Below are 12,797 nucleotides of genomic sequence, written 5' to 3' on the forward strand. Positions count from 1 at the left end.
GCCTCCTTACTTAATCGTTGCGCTTCAGAAATGCCTCTACGTCTTTAAGCGACCGGGCATTCAGAACGTTTTTCGTTTCCGTCCATCCTTTGCGCGCGGCAGTAACGCCAGTTTTCATATCGTCTAACATCTCAATATTATGGGCATCAGTATTAATCACCAATGTAACCCCTTGTTCGTTTGCTTTCATTAAATGCTCTGTGCGCAGATCAAGGCGCGCAGGGTTGGCATTGAGTTCAAGCGCCGTATTTGTTTTCCTCGCAAGCTCAATCAGCTGATCAATATCGATTTCGTAACCGGCCCGTCTGCCGATAAGGCGCCCGGTCGGGTGTGCGATAATGTCAACATGCTTGTTTGTCAGTGCCGTCTCAAGCCGTTTCATAATCACGTGTTCCGGCTGATTAAAACTGGAATGAATCGATGCAATAACGATATCCATTTCCGCAAGCACATCGTCATCATAATCGAGCGTACCGTCAGGCAGGATATCCATCTCAACGCCTTTCAAAATACGGAAGTTTTCAAACTCTGCATTCAGCGCGTCAATTTCTTTTGCCTGCTGCTTAAGTCTTTCTGCAGTAAGCCCGTTGGCGACCTTTAAATATTGTGAGTGATCGGTGATCGCCATGTATTGATAGCCTTTTTTGATGCAGGCTTCAGCCATCTCTCTGATCGAAAATGCGCCATCGCTCCACGTTGAGTGCATGTGGAGATCACCTTTGATTTGCCCGAGCTCTATCAGTTCAATGCTGTCGCTGTAGGTTTCCACTTCCTGTCCGCTTTCACGAATTTCCGGCGGAATCAGCGGCAGGCCGAAGTGCGCATAAAATTCACGTTCACTCGGAAATGTTTTGATCTCTCCGGTTTCAACTGTCTCAACGCCGTATTCACTGATCCGCTCGCCGCGTTCTTTGGCGATTTGGCGCATCTTAATATTGTGATCCTTTGATCCCGTAAAATGATGGAGTGTTGTCGGAAACTGCTCTTCCGTCACAAGACGGAAATCGACGCTTGTTTCATATTCAAAGGAAAGGATGACGGACACCTTCGTATCTCCGCTTGCGATCACGCTTTTGATGTTTGGCAGCTCAAGAAGCTGCTCTCTTACTTCAGCCGGATGATCTGTAGCAATGATATAATCCAGATCCTTCACCGTTTCCCGCGCTCTGCGGAGACTTCCGGCACGAGAAAATTTGATGATATGCGTAAATTGAGAAAGATGCTCCTCAATTTCCCGCGCGATCCGGAGGGCGTAGCCGATCGGGAACCGTTCAGGCTGTTTTCCGGCTTCCCCGAGCGCCTGTAATATTTTTTCTTCCGATTTTTTGCCGAAGCCCGCAAGACCCTGGACCTTTTGCTGCTCACAGGCTTCCTTCAGAGATTCTGCATCGTGTACGCCGAGCTCTTTATACAGCTTTGCGATTTTTTTGCCGCCGAGCCCCGGCAGCTTCAATAAAGGCACGAGTCCTTCCGGCACTTCTTTCTGAAGCGATTCGAGCGTGCTTGACTTTCCTTCATCTATATACTCTTTAATGACGCTGTACGTTCCTTTTCCAATGCCGGACAGCGACATCATATCGTCCATTTCTGATAAGCTTCGGTCGTCCTGTTCCAGAGCTGCCGCCGCTTTTCGGAAGGCGGATACTTTAAACGGGTTGTCCCCTTTGAGTTCCATATAGACTGCAATGGTTTCAAGCAGCCGGATAATATCTTTTTTATGCATATCATAACCCCCAGACGTTCACATATGTTTCCATCATACTTGAAAAAAACTTCTCCGGACAAGAGAAGTTTTTTTATGCCCCGTACTGTGTCCACAGCTCTTGTAAAAGCCCTGACAAGTACGGTGTATGGTTAATGATCACATTTGCGAGAGACGATTGCCCCATCATTTGCTGCAACGCGTCTACCGGCAGAACGGATGCGACATACAGCAGCACAAATGTAAATAAATAGACTTCTAGAAAACCGAGAACGGCTCCCAGCATCTGGTTGATTTGTTTAATCACCGGAATGCCGGCTACAATACTCAGGAACGAGCCGATGATTCTCAGTAAGATTTTAGCAATGATAAATAAAACGATAAACGCAATCGCATTATAGTACGCTGCTTCCAAATTCCCCGTAAAAAAAGAAAGAGCCGGCTGTCCCGCTGAAAAATCGGGTGCGGGAATCCAATGTAAATGCGGTGCCACGTTTTTATAGAATAAAGCCGCAAAGGCAATTGATAAAATAAAGCTCGTCAAGCGGATAAACTGCAGGATAAAACCGCGTTTTAACCCCAGTAAAGTCCCCATCAGGAGCAAGATTAAGATGATGATATCTAGCATAGTTGTTCAATCCTTTTCTTTAAGCTGACGCTCCAGTTTTTCACATTTCTCTTGTAATTTGACATAATCGTGCACCACATTTACCGCTGTCAGCACTGCAAGTTTATTTATATCAAGGTATGGATTTTTTTCATTGATTTCTCTCATTTTATCATCAACAATTCCGGCGACATACCTCATATGGGCTCTGCTTTCTTCACCGACAATCGTGAAGTGCTGGCCGTAAATGTCAACGGTTGTTTTTGTTTTTTTGCCGTCAGACAACGTTTCTCCTCCATTCCGCGAGAATCCTAGTTCTTATCATAACACGTTTATTAAATGAATGGAAAGACGAGCCTCCCGCTGTTATGATACACTGGTATATACAGCGAAAAGTGTAAAAAAAGGAGATTATTACGTGTCCCATTCAGTGATAAAAGTATCGTTGTCTGCTATTGACCAAATGAAAATGACATACAGCGGTTCGCTTACAGCCTCTGTTCCGCAGGGAGCCGTTTTTCAGGCGAAACCGCCCGGCTGTACCATTACAGCATATCAATCCGGCAAGGTCTTGTTTCAAGGCAAAAACGCAGCGGCAGAATCCGCGCGCTGGGGAACAGCAGAGCCTCAGGAAAAGAAGAAAACGGCCAAAAAGCCGGCTGATCCCCGCTATGCCCCTCCGGCAGATATCGCCGGAATGTCTGTTATCGGTTCTGACGAAGTCGGAACCGGAGATTACTTTGGCCCAATGACGGTTGTATGTGCATACGTCGACAAAACCATGCTTCCTTTAATGAAGGAACTCGGTGTTAAGGATTCTAAAGATTTAAAAGATCCGCAAATCATCGAGATTGCCCGAAACCTGATCAAAACCATTCCATATAGCCTGCTGGTTTTAAAAAATGAAAAGTATAACAGCATGCAGGAAAAAGGCATGAGCCAAGGGAAAATGAAAGCTTTGCTGCACAATCAGGCGATCACCCATTTATTAAGAAAATTGGATGGAGTAAAGCCTGAAGCCATTTTGATTGACCAATTCGCTGAGCCAGGCGTCTACTTCAATCATTTAAAGGGCAGAGACATTGTGAAGGAGCGGACCTATTTTAGCACAAAAGCTGAAGGCATTCACCTGGCTGTCGCCGCTGCTTCAATCATTGCAAGATATTCGTTTTTAATGGAAATGGATAAACTATCACGCGCGGCAGGAATGACGCTTCCAAAAGGCGCCGGTCCGCACGTCGATGAAGCGGCCGCCAAGCTAATCCTCAAAAAAGGGGCATCTGCACTCAGAACCTTTACAAAACTCCATTTCGCCAATACGCAAAAAGCGCAGCGCCTTGCTGATAAAAAACGTTCATAGAAAAAAGCTTGCAGATTTCTCTGCAAGCTTTTTTCATCTTTTCAGCGTGATTGAAAACCCTTGAAGTCGTAGGAAAGGCGAGCATTGGAGCACAGCGAATGTTCTAATGCGTGAGCACCAACGCGCAGACCTGACAACGAATGCGGGGGTTTGCCGACACGCTGAGCTTGCATTTCTCTGCAAGCTTTTTTATCAGCCTCTTAAAACAGCTTGATATGTGTCTTCCAACGCTTTCAGCACTTTGCTGTGCGCCTTTGTCACTTCTTCTTCAGTCAGTGTTTGTTCAGGATTGACATACTGGAGTGAGAAAGCGACTGACTTCTTGCCTTCCTCCATATGTTCGCCTTCGTATACGTCAAAGACGGTTACCTCTTTCAGAAGCTTGCCGCCAGCCTCTTTGATGACGCTCTCGAGCTGGCCGCTCGTAACGGTTTTATCTGTTACAAGAGCGATATCACGTGTCACAGACGGATATTTTGGAATCGCCGTGTAAACAAGCGGTGCTGTTTCTGCTGCGAGCAACGCATGAAGATCGAGCTCAAATACGTATGTTTCCTTTATATCCAGTTCTTTTTCCAATGAAGGGTGGACTTGGCCGATGAAGCCGATCAGAGAACCATTCAATAAAATGTTCGCTGTTCTGCCCGGATGCAGCTGTTTGCGTTCAGACTGTACAAATTCAATGCTGTCTAGGACGTTGAGTTTGTCTAACAGCCCTTCCACAATTCCTTTGACAACAAAGAAATCAACTGGTTTCTTTTCACCCTGCCATAGCTGCTTGCGCCATAATCCGGTAACAGCTCCTGCTACGCGTTCTGTTTCAACAGGTTTTGTGTCCTCTTCCTTCGTCAGGAAAACGGAGCCAACTTCGTACAGTGCAACTGAGTCAGTCTGCCTCGCAAGGTTGTAAGAAACAGAATCAAGCAGATTCGGAACAAGACTGTGTCTGAGAATGCTTCTTTCTTCACTCATTGGAAGCGCAAGCACAGTATTCAGTGATTTTTCAATCGCAAACGCTGCCGCTTTCTTCTCGTTTGTCAGTGAGTAAGTGATGGCTTGTGATAAGCCTGCGCCTTCAAGGAAGCGTCTGACTTTACGGCGTTTTGCCTGATATGGCGTTAATCCGCCTGTAGTTCCCGCTGTCTCAGGAAGCGTAGACGGAATGTTATCGTAGCCGTACAGTCTTGCCGCTTCTTCAATTAAATCCTCTTCTATTGTAATGTCGCCGCGGCGTGATGGGACAGTCACAACGAGAAGTTCATCCGCTTCACCGACCGTAAAACCGAGACGTTTATAAATGCTGATCAGTTCTTCTTTACTGATCGTCAGGCCTAGAACGCTGCTCACTTTGTCAGCAGATACGTGAATGTTATTTGCTTCGATTGTCAGGTGATCTTCCTCAACTGTTCCAGCAAGCACCTCACCGCCGGCATACAGATGGATCAGCTGCGCAGCCCGTTCTGCTGCAAGACGTACGCGCGCCGGATCAATTCCTTTTTCAAATCTTACGCTTGATTCACTTCTCAAACCAAGGTCTTTGGAAGCCTTGCGAACCGTCTGCCCGTTGAAATACGCAGCCTCAAGCAAAATCGTTTTCGTATCTTCCTGAACCTCTGACTCTGCTCCTCCCATGACACCCGCAACGGCCTGCGCTTTCATTCCGTTTGTAATGACAAGGTGATCGGCGGACAGCTTACGTTCTTGATCATCAAGAGTGACGATCATTTCATTCTCAGCTGCTTTTCTTACTACGACTTCCTTAGAGCCAAATCTGTCATAATCAAACGCATGAAGCGGCTGTCCGTATTCCAACAGGACAAAATTTGTGATGTCAACGACGTTGTTGTGCGGACGAATGCCTGCATTCATCAGCTTTGTCTGCATCCAAAGCGGTGACGGAGCAATCGTGACATTTTTAATGATTTTTGCAGTGTACAGCGGGTTCGCTTCTTGATCTTCAATTTTGACTGAAATGTAATCAGACGCTTGTTCTGAAGCAGCCGGGTAATCCGTTTGCGGAAGCTTTACCTCAGTGTCTAAAATCGCGGCAACCTCGTAAGCAACACCAAGCATGTTCATGGCATCCGCGCGGTTTGGCGTTAAACCCAGCTCAAGAATCGCATCGTCAAGCTGTAAAGCCGCTAAGGCATCGCTTCCTGTTTCAGCGTCATTAGGGAATACGAAAATGCCTTCTGCATACTCCTTCGCCACAAGTTTGCTTTCGATACCAAGCTCCTGTAAGGAACAGATCATGCCATTTGATTCTTCACCGCGAAGCTTGGCTTTTTTGATTTTGAAATTGCCCGGCAGCACCGCTCCGACTGTTGCAACTGCGACTTTTTGTCCCTTATCCACATTCGGCGCGCCGCAAATGATTTGTACAGGGGCTTCAGCTCCGATATCCACAAGGCACTTATTCAGCTTATCAGCATTCGGGTGCTGCTCGCGCTCCAGCACATGGCCGATGACAATGCCTTTGATGCCTTCTCCTTTGTATTCAATTCCTTCAACCTCAATACCGGCTCTTGTAATTTTTTCAGCAAGAACAGCCGGGTCCATGCCTTTTAAATCAACATAATCCTCTAACCATTTATAAGAAACAAACATCCTTGCATCCTCCTCTTACGCCTGTTTAAACTGCGAAATAAATCTGACATCGTTTGTATAGAAGTGGCGGATATCATCAATGCCGTATTTCAGCATCGCGATGCGCTCAACACCCATTCCGAATGCGAAGCCCTGATATTCCTTCGGATCAAAGCCAGCCATTTTAAGCACGTTCGGGTGAACCATTCCGGCACCGAGGATTTCAATCCAGCCTGTTCCTTTACATACTGAGCAGCCGTTTCCACCACATTTAAAGCATGTCACATCCACTTCTACTGAAGGCTCAGTAAACGGGAAGAAGCTTGGGCGGAGTCTGATTTCACGGTCTTGCCCGAACATTTTTTTCGCAACGAGTTCAAGCGTTCCTTTTAAATCACTCATGCTGATGTTTTTGTCAACGACAAGCCCTTCAATTTGCATAAATTGGTGAGAGTGCGTCGCATCATCGTTATCACGGCGATATACTTTACCCGGGCAAATGATTTTAACGGGACCTTTGCCTTCATGCTTTTCCATCGTCCGTGTTTGGACAGGAGAAGTTTGCGTTCTCATCAAAGTTTCCTCGGTGATGTAAAAGCTGTCCTGCATATCGCGCGCAGGGTGTTCTTTCGGAAGATTGAGCGATTCGAAGTTGTAGTAATCCGTTTCAACCTCTGGCCCTTCCTCGACTGTGTAGCCCATACCGATAAATAAATCTTCAATTTCTTCAATGACAACAGTGAGCGGATGGCGGCCGCCGACTGCAACAGGGTTCCCCGGCAGCGTGACGTCAATTGTCTGTCCTGCAAGCTTCTGTTTCATTTCCTCTTCTTCAAGCTTCTCGTTTTTGTCAGCAATCGCATTGGCAATACGCTCCCTTACTTCGTTCGCGAGCGCCCCCATTTTTGGACGTTCCTCAGCAGAAAGCTTGCCCATTCCGCGCAGCACTTCTGTAATCGGCCCTTTTTTTCCGAGATATTGCACCCGAATATCATTGACAACCTTCAATGAGCTTGCCGCTTCTACTTGTTCTAAAGCTTCTTGTTCCAGCTGTTTTAGCTTTTCTTCCATTTTGCATCCTCCTTTTATGTAAACAAACCGTCATATGTCTTTGGAAAATAAAAAAAACCCGTCCCTTGTACAAGGGACGAGTTGTGGCCGCGGTACCACCCTTATTTCAGACAGACTGATGCTGTCGTCAGCTTCATTGACATAACGGAATCAGATTCCGGTTCACCTTTACGCGCAGTGTACGCGGTCCCGGCGACAACTCAAGAGGTGAAGCCAATTTCCGGCTGCGTTAAAAATGCTCTCAGTCAGCGGCATTTTCTCCCTGGAAAGCAGTTGATCAGAAATTGAGGTCCTCTGTCACGGTTTTTGAAATATTATGTTCTATTATAGAGAAATCCAACGCTTGGCGCAACACTATCCTCGCAAGTGATACACGAGGATGGCAGCCGCAACCGCAACGTTTAGTGATTCAGCCTGTCCGTAAAGCGGCACGTACAGGTTCAAATCCGTTTTTTCCAGCAATGCAGCATCCACCCCTGCACCTTCATTTCCTACAATGAGCGCAAAGGATTCAGACTGAGGAATCTCCTGGTAAGGCGCTCCGTTTTGCAGCGCCGTGCCGTATACTTTTACGCCCTCTGCCTGCAATTCGTCCACATATGAAGGCAGGTTTCTTCTCACAACAGGAATATGGAAGTGAGATCCTTGAGCAGATCGCAGTGTTTTTCCGTTAAAGGCGTCCGCCGTGCCGTCACCGAGTACAACCGCATCCAAACCGGCCGCATCAGCCGTTCGAATCATTGTGCCAAGGTTTCCCGGATCTTGAACAGCGTCAATCAGCAGCACCTTGCGTGCCGTTGCCAGCTTTTCTTCAGGCATATGGCACACAGCGGCAATCTGCTGCGGCGTTTCGGTTTCAGTCACAGCTGAAAACGCATCTTCACTCAGCATATAGCACTGGATACCAGTCTCAAGATCTGAAGGAATCCTCGTTTCATCCTTTACAAGGATTTCTTTCACAATGCCCGGGCTTTTCAACGCCTCTTCAACGAGGTGTTCTCCCTCTATCAGAAATGTATTTGTTTTTGTTCGTTCTTTTTTTGTGTGAAGCTTTTTCCAATCCTTCACTTTTTGGTTTTTTGCCGATTCTATTTGTTTCACTGTCTATGTGGCGCTCCTTTTTTTAACATGATGTTATTATATCGCAAGAACAGCACATAATAAACCAGGTGCAGGGTTAGAATATACGTATTACATTTTAGAAAAAGGAGCGTTTTACATGGATCTTAATTTACGTCATGCCGTCATTGCCAATGTCACCGGCAATAATCAGGAGCAGCTTGAGCATACAATCGTAGATGCTATTCAAAGCGGTGAAGAAAAAATGCTTCCAGGGCTCGGCGTTTTATTCGAAGTCATTTGGCAGCACGCATCCGAAAGTGAGAAAAACGAAATGCTGAAAACGCTTGAAGGCGGATTAAAACCCGCCGAATAAGACATGAAACCGGGTGACAGCGCCCGGTTTTTTTCTTATATAATAAAAACATGATGAGGGGGAACGCCATGTTTTTACAGCGGTTATTAGCGAAAAAAATTATTGCTGAAGTTAAAAAAATGTACGAACGTGAAGTCATTATTGTAAACACGGACGGTCTTATTATGGCAGGCACAAACGATGAGCGTGTCGGACAATTTCATGAGGGAGCGCTTATCTGCGCAAAAGAAAGACGCAGCGTGATTATTACAAAAGAAGATGAAACAAGGTTAACAGGAGTGAAAGCAGGCATAAACCTCCCTGTATTTTTTGACCATGATGTGATCGCCGTCTTCGGGCTGACAGGTGAGCCCGCTGAGATTCAGCCATTCGGAGAACTGCTTCGAAAAATGACAGAGCTGTTCATTAAGGAATCACGGCATTTAGAGCAATCCCAGTGGCGTGAGAGAATGCTGGAGTCCTTTATGATCGATTGGCTGCAATTAAAGGAGTGGTCTCCCAGTTTTCTTGAGAAAGCTCAGCTTCTTGGTGTTGACCTTGCCTCCCGGCGCCAAATGATTCTTATTCAGGGGTATGAGTTGTCACCTCATGATATTGAACAAATGGCACGCAGCTGGAAATCCTCGTACCCTGCGGATTTGTTCATCAGGTGGGGAAATGAACGGATCTTGATTAATCATGAAGTGCCGCAGCATGAACAAAGGGATCGGCTTTTACGGAAGATCCTTCACATTTGTTCGTTTGCCAATACCGCAAACAGCCAATTTGCAGCAGCTGGCGCCGGAAGAGCCGTCGCAAGCTCCAGCCTGACAGATTCATACGAGCAAGCGGAAAAAGCGCTGGCTGTCAGCCTTAAGCGAAAAACGCCCATATTTGAAGAGGATCTGAAGCTTGATATGTGTCTGACGGAGATCAGCCCGGGAACCCGAAACGAATTTCCGCAAAGAGTATTAGGAGAGGCGCTTGAGCATCAGGAACTTATGAATACGTTACGGACTTTCTTTCATCACGATTTGTCTTTGAAACAAACCGCAGAAGATATGCATATTCATATCAATACATTGCGTTATCGTCTGGCTAAGGCTGAACAGCTGACGGGTTTACGTTTTGACCGTACCGAGGACATCGTCACGATGTACGTTGCACTCTATTTTTTAGATCAAGATACAAAATAGAGAGAGTTTCAGTTTCATTTTTTGTATGTTTCTCCATGGAAGGCTTTGCTTTTTTTCTTTTACAATAGATTGAAAGCGTTTTTTGACAGGGGGATGGGTGAAATGATCACCAAGGATGTAAAGGAGCAGCTGATTCGGATCTCCGGACCAGAAAACTTTGATGACTCGAATGCCGGCCGTCTCGTCTATTCATATGATGCGACGCCTCAGTATCAGTCTATGCCTGATGCCGTGATTGCTCCGAGGAATACTGATGAAGTATCACGCATTTTAACAATTTGCAGCGAACATCGAGTGCCGATCGTTCCAAGAGGATCAGGGACAAACCTGTGCGGCGGCACGTGCCCGACTGAAGGCGGACTTGTGCTTCTCTTTAAGCACATGAACCAGATTCTTGAGATTGATGAAGAAAATTTAACTGCCACAGTTCAGCCGGGAGTCATTACGCTGGATATGATCCGGGCAGTTGAAAGCAAAGGTTTGTTTTATCCGCCTGACCCGAGTTCTATGAAAATATCAACTATCGGGGGCAACATCAATGAAAATTCCGGCGGGCTACGCGGATTAAAATACGGCGTCACCCGCGACTATGTTATTGGACTGGAGGTTGTTCTCGCAAATGGTGACATCATCCGCACCGGCGGAAAACTCGCAAAGGATGTGGCCGGATACGATCTCACACGTCTTTTTGTCGGCTCAGAAGGAACACTCGGCATTGTGACAGAGGCAATCGTCAAGCTCGTTCCAAAGCCGGAAACAAAGAAGACGCTGCTTGCCCTTTATGAAAACATCGATGCCGCTGCTCAAACGGTATCAGACATCATTGCCGCAAAAATCATACCCGCTACGCTTGAATTTCTCGATCAGCCTACACTATTGGTGATTGAGGATTATGCCAAAATCGGACTTCCGACAAGCGCAAAAGCAGTTCTGTTAATTGAACAAGACGGGCCATTTGAAACTGTTGAACGGGATATTGAAAAGATTGAGGCGATCTGCAAAAAAGGCGACGCCGTATCCGTTCAGACCGCACAAACGGAGGAGGAGGCATTCGCCCTGACTGAAGCACGGCGCTCTGCACTTTCTGCCCTAGCCCGCCTCAAACCGACGACGATTTTAGAGGATGCGACCGTTCCTCGCTCAGAAATCGCCAATATGGTTAAAGCGATTAATGATATTGCTGCTAAATATGATATCTCCATCTGCACCTTTGGTCATGCGGGAGACGGGAACCTTCACCCGACATGCACGACAGACATAAGAAATAAGGATGAAATGGAACGTGTCGAACAGGCTTTTGCCGAGATTTTTGAGAAAGCGATTGAACTTGGCGGGACGATAACCGGAGAGCACGGAGTCGGGGAAATGAAAGCGCCTTACTTGGAAATGAAGCTGAAAAAAGAAGGCATTGATGCGATGAAAGCGTTGAAAGCGGCATTTGACCCCCGGAACATATTAAATCCGGGCAAAGTGTTTGCGAAAGATGCCAGAAAACGTGTGGTGGCGGAAAGATGACAACAGAAAAAGAAATGAAACAGATCCAAAATGAATTTAAAGAGCGTATGGATGAAGGCGAGTTATTAAATTGTATGCGCTGCGGCTTCTGTCTTCCTTCCTGTCCGACCTATATCGAATCGGGATTTCAGGAAACACACTCTCCGCGCGGGCGTATCGCCTTAATGAAAGCCGTAGCCGACGGTATGATTGAACCGGATGAAGATGTCGAACGGTCGCTGTCACTTTGCCTCGGCTGCCGCGCCTGTGAACCTGTATGCCCGTCAGGCGTGAAATACGGACAGCTGCTTGAGGAAGCCAGAGATATTATCCACCAAAACAAAAAACACTCGCTTGGTGAACGTGTCATGCGAAAGACGGCTTTTCACGAGCTGTTTCCGCACCAAAACCGCATGCGATCAGCTGTAAGCCTTATCGGTTTGTATCAGCGTTCAGGACTGCAAACCGGTTTGCGTAAAACAGGTATGCTTCGGCTCCTGCCTGAGCATTTGCGGACGATGGAAGCTGTTCTTCCTGATATTCCAAAAAGCAAAGAAATGAACAATAGGCCGCGTTTCCTGCCGTCCATTGGCCCCATGAAAAAACGGGTCGCCTTTTTTTCGGGCTGCTTAATGGATACGATGTTTTTACCGACTAACAATGCCACATTGAAGCTTTTACAGCTGGCAGGCTGCGACATTGTCATCCCGCCTGAACAGGCTTGCTGCGGGGCGCTTCATGGACACAGCGGTGAAAAAAACACAGGGAAAGAGCTCGCGAAACAAAATATCGCTGCTTTCGAAGCATTAGACGTGGATGCAGTCATTACAAACGCAGGAGGATGCGGAGCCTTTCTTACCGAATATGATCATTTGCTGAAGGATGACCCGGAATGGTCGGAGCGGGCCGCCGCTTTTGTTCAAAAGCTGAAGGATTTTTCTTCAGTTTTGGTTGAACTCGATTTCCATCAAATGGACTTAGCGCTCGAGACGCCTCAGGTCGTTACCTACCAAGATTCATGCCACCTAAGAAATGTAATGCATACGTCGCTTGAGCCCCGCCAGCTTCTTAAAAGCATCAAAGGGGCTGAATTCAAAGAAATGGAGAAAGCAGACAGCTGCTGCGGATCAGCGGGAATTTACAACATCGTCGAAGCTGAAATGTCTATGAGAATACTGGACAGTAAAATGGCTGCCTTCAAAGCAACCGAAGCAATCCTCATTGTAACAGCAAATCCCGGCTGCCTGCTGCAAATGAAGCTCGGCATTGAACGCGAAGGACTAAGCGGTAAAGTCAGAGCCGTTCACCTGGCTGATTTGCTATTGGAAGCAGCCGGGCACAAAACATCATGAGAAAGCCCAAAACAG

At 46.7% G+C, this 12,797-nt stretch carries 12 protein-coding genes; 6 read left to right on the plus strand and 6 right to left on the minus strand.

The window, feature by feature from the left end; translation table 11 throughout:
* Positions 1-10: 10 nt before the first annotated feature.
* From polX to zapA, 3 genes are all read right to left on the minus strand, one after another.
* On the minus strand, positions 11-1,723 hold the full coding sequence (gene polX, locus AC07VD_RS12070) for a DNA polymerase/3'-5' exonuclease PolX (RefSeq protein ID WP_003229538.1): 1,713 nt from the start codon (positions 1,721-1,723) through the stop codon (positions 11-13).
* Positions 1,724-1,796: 73 nt separating this feature from the next.
* Positions 1,797-2,330, minus strand: coding sequence for a CvpA family protein (locus AC07VD_RS12075; RefSeq protein ID WP_003229537.1), 534 nt, complete (start codon positions 2,328-2,330; stop codon positions 1,797-1,799).
* Between the two features lie 6 nt (positions 2,331-2,336).
* Entirely contained in the window at positions 2,337-2,594 is a 258-nt protein-coding gene (gene zapA / locus AC07VD_RS12080) for a cell division protein ZapA (protein ID WP_003229534.1), read from the minus strand.
* 133 nt (positions 2,595-2,727) lie between these two features.
* On the opposite strand from zapA, the gene rnhC reads away from it, so the two are divergent.
* A complete protein-coding gene (rnhC, locus tag AC07VD_RS12085) occupies positions 2,728-3,669 on the plus strand; it encodes a ribonuclease HIII (protein WP_003245949.1) in 942 nt (313 codons plus the stop codon).
* Positions 3,670-3,861: 192 nt separating this feature from the next.
* Here rnhC and pheT read toward each other — a convergent pair whose 3' ends face one another.
* Together pheT and pheS are read right to left on the minus strand one after the other, a co-directional pair.
* Positions 3,862-6,276: a phenylalanine--tRNA ligase subunit beta gene (gene pheT / locus AC07VD_RS12090; protein ID WP_217018069.1), complete on the minus strand. Its 2,415-nt coding sequence runs from the start codon at positions 6,274-6,276 to the stop codon at positions 3,862-3,864.
* Positions 6,277-6,291: 15 nt separating this feature from the next.
* Positions 6,292-7,326 carry a phenylalanine--tRNA ligase subunit alpha gene (pheS, locus tag AC07VD_RS12095; protein ID WP_004398818.1) on the minus strand — a complete coding sequence of 345 codons (1,035 nt, stop codon included), beginning with the start codon at positions 7,324-7,326 and terminating at the stop codon, positions 6,292-6,294.
* Between the two features lie 81 nt (positions 7,327-7,407).
* Between pheS and AC07VD_RS12100 the strand changes: the two genes are divergently transcribed.
* The gene (locus AC07VD_RS12100) at positions 7,408-7,614 is read left to right on the plus strand and encodes a hypothetical protein (protein ID WP_004398812.1); all 207 of its coding nucleotides are present in this window, start codon (positions 7,408-7,410) and stop codon (positions 7,612-7,614) included.
* Between the two features lie 66 nt (positions 7,615-7,680).
* Here the strand turns inward: AC07VD_RS12100 and AC07VD_RS12105 are convergent, their stop codons facing one another.
* Positions 7,681-8,427, minus strand: a complete 747-nt coding sequence (locus AC07VD_RS12105; RefSeq protein WP_217018068.1) for a TrmH family RNA methyltransferase — start codon at positions 8,425-8,427, stop codon at positions 7,681-7,683.
* A 118-nt stretch (positions 8,428-8,545) separates the two neighbouring features.
* Between AC07VD_RS12105 and sspI the strand changes: the two genes are divergently transcribed.
* The 4 genes from sspI (at position 8,546) to AC07VD_RS12125 (ending at position 12,782) form a co-directional block, all read left to right on the plus strand.
* Positions 8,546-8,761: a small acid-soluble spore protein SspI gene (gene sspI, locus AC07VD_RS12110; RefSeq protein ID WP_003229525.1), complete on the plus strand. Its 216-nt coding sequence runs from the start codon at positions 8,546-8,548 to the stop codon at positions 8,759-8,761.
* Between the two features lie 68 nt (positions 8,762-8,829).
* Complete coding sequence (locus tag AC07VD_RS12115) at positions 8,830-9,936, plus strand: CdaR family transcriptional regulator (protein WP_217018067.1); 1,107 nt, start codon at positions 8,830-8,832, stop codon at positions 9,934-9,936.
* Between the two features lie 102 nt (positions 9,937-10,038).
* Positions 10,039-11,451 carry a glycolate oxidase subunit GlcD gene (gene glcD / locus AC07VD_RS12120; protein ID WP_217018066.1) on the plus strand — a complete coding sequence of 471 codons (1,413 nt, stop codon included), beginning with the start codon at positions 10,039-10,041 and terminating at the stop codon, positions 11,449-11,451.
* On the plus strand, positions 11,448-12,782 hold the full coding sequence (locus tag AC07VD_RS12125) for a (Fe-S)-binding protein (protein WP_129092653.1): 1,335 nt from the start codon (positions 11,448-11,450) through the stop codon (positions 12,780-12,782). Before glcD ends, AC07VD_RS12125 begins: the two co-directional genes overlap by 4 nt.
* Positions 12,783-12,797 lie beyond the last annotated feature (15 nt).

The sequence above is a fragment of the Bacillus sp. GW821-FHT01G09 genome, assembly GCF_059422205.1.

What these genes read in the sequence shown, in the direction of transcription:
- glcD (WP_217018066.1), top strand. Translation starts at nt 10,039, where the DNA reads ATGATCACCAAGGATGTAAAGGAGCAGCTGATTCGGATCTCCGGACCA.
- sspI (WP_003229525.1), top strand. Translation starts at nt 8,546, where the DNA reads ATGGATCTTAATTTACGTCATGCCGTCATTGCCAATGTCACCGGCAAT.
- AC07VD_RS12125 (WP_129092653.1), top strand. Translation starts at nt 11,448, where the DNA reads ATGACAACAGAAAAAGAAATGAAACAGATCCAAAATGAATTTAAAGAG.
- polX (WP_003229538.1), bottom strand. Translation starts at nt 1,723, where the DNA reads ATGCATAAAAAAGATATTATCCGGCTGCTTGAAACCATTGCAGTCTAT.
- AC07VD_RS12115 (WP_217018067.1), top strand. Translation starts at nt 8,830, where the DNA reads ATGTTTTTACAGCGGTTATTAGCGAAAAAAATTATTGCTGAAGTTAAA.
- AC07VD_RS12075 (WP_003229537.1), bottom strand. Translation starts at nt 2,330, where the DNA reads ATGCTAGATATCATCATCTTAATCTTGCTCCTGATGGGGACTTTACTG.
- pheT (WP_217018069.1), bottom strand. Translation starts at nt 6,276, where the DNA reads ATGTTTGTTTCTTATAAATGGTTAGAGGATTATGTTGATTTAAAAGGC.
- pheS (WP_004398818.1), bottom strand. Translation starts at nt 7,326, where the DNA reads ATGGAAGAAAAGCTAAAACAGCTGGAACAAGAAGCTTTAGAACAAGTA.